Annotated in this window: 4 protein-coding genes; 2 read left to right on the plus strand and 2 right to left on the minus strand. The window is 76.9% G+C overall.

The features are described 5' to 3' along the window. Positions 1-105 precede the first annotated feature (105 nt). Together ACFV61_RS16225 and ACFV61_RS16230 are read right to left on the minus strand one after the other, a co-directional pair. The gene (locus ACFV61_RS16225) at positions 106-798 is read right to left on the minus strand and encodes a response regulator (protein WP_380430730.1); all 693 of its coding nucleotides are present in this window, start codon (positions 796-798) and stop codon (positions 106-108) included. Further along, positions 795-2,048, minus strand: a complete 1,254-nt coding sequence (locus tag ACFV61_RS16230; RefSeq protein ID WP_380492187.1) for a sensor histidine kinase — start codon at positions 2,046-2,048, stop codon at positions 795-797. Before ACFV61_RS16230 ends, ACFV61_RS16225 begins: the two co-directional genes overlap by 4 nt. A gap of 206 nt (positions 2,049-2,254) precedes the next feature. Here ACFV61_RS16230 and ACFV61_RS16235 point away from each other — a divergent pair, with 206 nt between their 5' ends. Both ACFV61_RS16235 and ACFV61_RS16240 read left to right on the plus strand, forming a co-directional pair. Beyond that, on the plus strand, positions 2,255-2,944 hold the full coding sequence (locus tag ACFV61_RS16235; RefSeq protein ID WP_380430725.1) for an ABC transporter ATP-binding protein: 690 nt from the start codon (positions 2,255-2,257) through the stop codon (positions 2,942-2,944). Beyond that, positions 2,941-4,552: FtsX-like permease family protein (locus tag ACFV61_RS16240; RefSeq protein ID WP_380492188.1), on the plus strand; the 1,612-nt coding region annotated here is incomplete at its 3' end. The genes ACFV61_RS16235 and ACFV61_RS16240, both read left to right, overlap by 4 nt.

Genomic DNA, 4,552 nt, shown 5'->3' on the forward strand with positions numbered 1-4,552 from the left:
TCTCCCCACCCCCGGCGGCGCCGGGGCGGCGGGGGGGGCGGGGGGCGTGTCGCTCCCCCGCCCAGCCGCCCGGCTGGCCCCCCCCCCGGGCCCTCGGCCGGACCGCTACCGGGGTTGCGCCGCAGTGCCGACGCTGACCAGCCCGGTCTCGTAGGCGGCGACCACCGCCTGGGCCCGGTCCCGCAGGTTCAGCTTGCCGAGGATCCGGGCCACGTGCGTCTTGACGGTCGCCTCGGAGAGCTGGAGCCGGGCGGCGAGTTCGGCGTTGCTGAGGCCGCGGGCGAGCAGGCCCATCACCTCCCGCTCGCGCGGGGTGAGCGCGGCCAGTTCGCGGTGCGGGGCAGCGGCGGGGGCGTCCGGGCGGGCGAAGCGTTCGACCAGGCGGCGGGTGATCGCCGGGGCCAGCAGCGCGTCGCCGGTGCGGACCAGCCGGACGGCGGCGGCCAGGTGCTCCGGGGTGACGTCCTTGAGCAGGAAGCCGCTCGCCCCGGCCGCCATCGCGGCGTAGACGTACTGGTCGAGGTCGAAGGTGGTCAGCATGATCACCCGCGGCGGGTGGTCCGCCGGGCCGGCGTCGGCGAGGATCCGGCGGGTGGCCTCCAGCCCGTCCAGGCCTGGCATCCGGATGTCCATCAGGACGACGTCCGGGCGGGTGCGGCGGACGGCGGCGACGGCCTGCTCGCCGCCCTCGGCCTCGGCGACCACCTCGATCCCCTCCGATTCGAGGATCAGCCGGAACCCGGTGCGGACCAGGGCCTGGTCGTCGGCCACCACCACGCGCAGCGCCTGCTTGCTCATGAACTCTCCAGGGGGATCAGGGCCTTGACGCGGTAGCCGCCGCGCGGCCGGGGGCCGGTGTGCAGGGTGCCGCCGTAGACGGCGAGGCGTTCGCGCAGGCCGATCAGGCCGCGGCCGTTGCCGGTGGCGGCGGCGCCGGTGGTCCGGCCGCCGGTGTCGGTGACCTCCACCCGCAGGTGGCCGGGGGCGTACTCGACGGTCACCGCGGCATCCGCGCCGCCCGCGTGCTTGACGGTGTTGGTGAGCGCCTCCTGGACCACGCGGTAGGCGGCGAGTTCGACCCCGGGCGGGACGGCCCGGCGCTCCCCGGTGACGGTCAGCTCGACCGGCAGTCCGGCCCGCCGGACGCCGTCGACCAGCGCGTCCAGTCGGCCCAGGCCCGGCTGCGGGCTGAGGTCGGCGGTCGCGGCCGGGTCGTCGCCGGTCTCCGAGTCGATCGTCAACAGGCCCATGACCTGGCGCAGTTCGGTCATCGCGGCGCGTCCGCCGGCCTCCACCGCGGCCATCGCCTCGCGGGCCTTGTCCGGGGCGGTGTCCAGGATCTTGCGGGCGGCCCCGGCCTGGATCGTCATCATGCTCACGTTGTGCGTCACCACGTCGTGCAACTCCCGGGCGATCCGCGCCCGTTCGAGCTCCACGGCGTGCTCCGCCGCGTGCTCCAGCGCGGCCAGCCGCCCGCGCTCCAGGGCGGACAGCCGTTCGCGCTCCTCGTCCACCCGGCGGCGCCACATCCGCAGTTCGTAGGCGACCGCGAACACCGGCACCAGGACCAGCAGCGCGATCACCGCGTTGGGGAAGTGCGGCAGCTTGGCGTCGTCGAAGAGCACCACCAGCGTCGCGGCGGCCGCCGGCAGGCTCGGCAGCAGCGCCGCCGGGCGGCGCCCGTACGCGGCGGCGCTGTAGGCGGCGACGATGACGGCCACGCCGGCCGCGTACGCGATGTCCTCCGACTGGTGACGCACCAGCAGCGCGGCCGGCAGCACCGCCCACAGCACCGTCAGCGGGAGGCGGCGGCGCAGCACCAGCGGCAGCGGCACGAGCGGCACCAGCAGCATCGGCCTGTACCAGTCGGTGCCGTGACTCTCGCTCGCGGTGGTGGCGTAGCGGGCGCAGGCGAAGGCGAGGAACAGGGCCAGGGCCAGGTCGAAGGCCTGGCCGCGCCGGGTCGGCCGGGGCGGCGGCGCGGCGCCCGGGGGTTCGGCCAGGCGGGCCGCCGCGCGTAGCCGCGCCGCTGTCGGGAGGTTGATCACCGGGACATTGTGGGGGCCGGGAGCCGTCGGGGACAGCCCCTCGGGCGGCGGTGGCCGCTACACCCGGCGACTACCTCGCAAGGATGACGCCGCGCCGGGTCGCCCGGACGGGGTAGCGAAGTTGCCCCGGGCGACGGACGCGGGTGCGCGCCGCCCGTCCGTACCTTCGTGTCGTCCACCAGGCGGGAACGTACGAGGAGCGGGGAATGAGCAGCGATCCGGTGATCGAACTGAGCGGTGTGAGCCGCCACTACGAGGGCGCGCGGGCGGCGCTGGACGAGGTCACGCTGAGCGTGCGGGCGGGGGAGTCGGTGGCGGTGCTCGGCCCGTCCGGCAGCGGGAAGTCCACCCTGCTCAACCTGGTGGCCGGGCTGGACCGGCCGAGCGCCGGGACGGTCACCGTGGCCGGGGTCCGGGTCGACCGGCTGAGCGAGGCGGGCTCAGCCCGCTACCGGCGCGGCACGATCGGCATGGTGTTCCAGTTCTTCAACCTGCTGGACGACCTCACCGTGGCCGACAACGTGGTGCTCGCCGGCGAACTCGCGGGCGTCCCGCGCGCCGAGGCCCGGCGCCGGGCCGCAGAGCTGCTGGAGTCGCTCGGCATCGACCGGCACGCCCGCGCCCACCCGGCCCGGCTCTCCGGTGGTGAGCGCCAACGCGTCGCGGTGGCAAGGGCGTTGATGAACAGGCCGACGCTGCTGCTGGCCGACGAGCCGACCGGCGCGCTGGACTCGGCCTCCGGCGAGGACGTCAAGGAGCTGTTCCGGGAGCTGCACGAGGACGGCCAGACCATCCTGATCGTCACCCACGACCTGACCCTCGCCGAGGACTGCGCCACCCGCACGGTCCGGATGCGGGACGGCCGGATCGCCTCGGACTCGGCGGTGGCGGCATGACCGCGCTGGGCAGGGTGGTGCGCGCGGGTGTCCGCCGGCGCCGCACGCAGTCCGTCGCGATCGGGCTGGCCGCCCTGGTGGCCACCACCTGCTCCGTCCTCGGCGGCTCGCTGCTGGTCGCCTCGCAGCAGCCCTTCGACCAGGCCTTCGGCGGCCAGCACGGCGCCCACCTCACCGCGCGCTTCGACGGCGCCCGGGCCACCGCCGCCCAACTCGCCGACACCGCGCACGCCCCCGGGGTGACGGCCGCCGCCGGGCCGTTCCGCACCGTCACCGTCGATCCCGAACCGGGCCCAGGCGCGACCGGCGTGGACGGCGCGACCGGCGCGGGCGGTGCGACCGGCGCGGACGGGGAGGGGATGGAGCCGATGACCGTCGCGGGCCGCGCCGACGCCGCCGGCGGTGTGGACAACATCGAGCTACTGCACGGAAGTTGGCCCAAGAAGCCGGGGGAGGTGGTGCTCGACGCGAGCTACGGCAGCCCCGTCCGGGAGGTCGGCGGCACACTGCGCCTGCCCGGCCTGCCGGGCGCGCCGACCCTCACCGTCGTCGGCTTCGGCCGGTCCGTCAGCCGCACCGCCGACGCCTGGGTGACGCCGGACGGCCTCGCCGCGCTCACCGCGCCCGGCAGCACCCCCGGCTACGAGATGCTCTACCGCTTCACGCAGGCGGCCACCGCCGAGGCGCTCGCCGCCGACCGGGCCGCCGTCGTCGCCGCCGCACCCGCCGGCGCGCTGACCGGCGCCCAGTCCTGGCTCACCGCCAAGCAGGGATCCGACCGCAACACCGCGATGTTCCTGCCGTTCATGGTCGCCTTCGGCCTGCTCGGCATGGCGATGTCGGTCCTGGTGGCGGGGAACGTGGTGGCCGGAGCCGTCGGCACCGCCACCCGGCGGATCGGCGTGCTCAAGGCGCTCGGCTGCACGCCCGCCCAGGTGGTCCGCGCGTACGTCGCCCAGGCACTGATCCCGGCCACCGTCGGCACGCTGCTCGGCGTGGTCGCGGGCAACCTGCTGACCCTCCCGGTGCTCGCCACCACCGGGCGGATCTACGGCACCAGCACCTCCGGCATCGCCCCCTGGGTGGACGTCGCGGTGGCCGGCGGCACCCTGGCGGCCGTCGCCCTGGTCGCCTGGGCCGCCGCCGCCCGCGCCGGACGGCTGCGCACGGTGGACGCGCTCGCCGTCGGCCGTACGGCGGGCGGCACCCGGCGGGACCGGGCGGCGGCCCGCGCCGCCGAGCTGGCCGCCCGGCTGCCGCTGCCCCGGCCGCTGAGCCTCGGCCTCGCCCAGCCCTTCGCCCGCCCCGCCCGGGCCGCCGGGATGCTCGCGGCCGTGCTGTTCGGCACGGCGGCCGCGGTCTTCGCGGTGGGCATGGGCGGGACGATGACCTGGGTGCAGGCGGCGAAGGACCACGACACCGCGGATGTCGTCGTGCACCCGCAGCGGCCCGTCGGCCCGCCCGGGGCGACACCTCCCGCCAGGCCGGCCGCCGCCGACCCGGCCGCCGTCACCGCCGCCCTGGACGCCCAGCCGGGCACGGCCGGCTACTTCGGCGACGGCACCGAGGACGTGACGGTGCCCCGCGCGGCGGGGGGCCCCCGCGGGT

Source organism: Kitasatospora sp. NPDC059817 (genome assembly GCF_042731835.1).
Classification (GTDB): Bacteria; Actinomycetota; Actinomycetes; order Streptomycetales; family Streptomycetaceae; genus Kitasatospora.

What these genes read in the sequence shown, in the direction of transcription:
- ACFV61_RS16225 (WP_380430730.1), bottom strand. Translation starts at nt 798, where the DNA reads ATGAGCAAGCAGGCGCTGCGCGTGGTGGTGGCCGACGACCAGGCCCTG.
- ACFV61_RS16235 (WP_380430725.1), top strand. Translation starts at nt 2,255, where the DNA reads ATGAGCAGCGATCCGGTGATCGAACTGAGCGGTGTGAGCCGCCACTAC.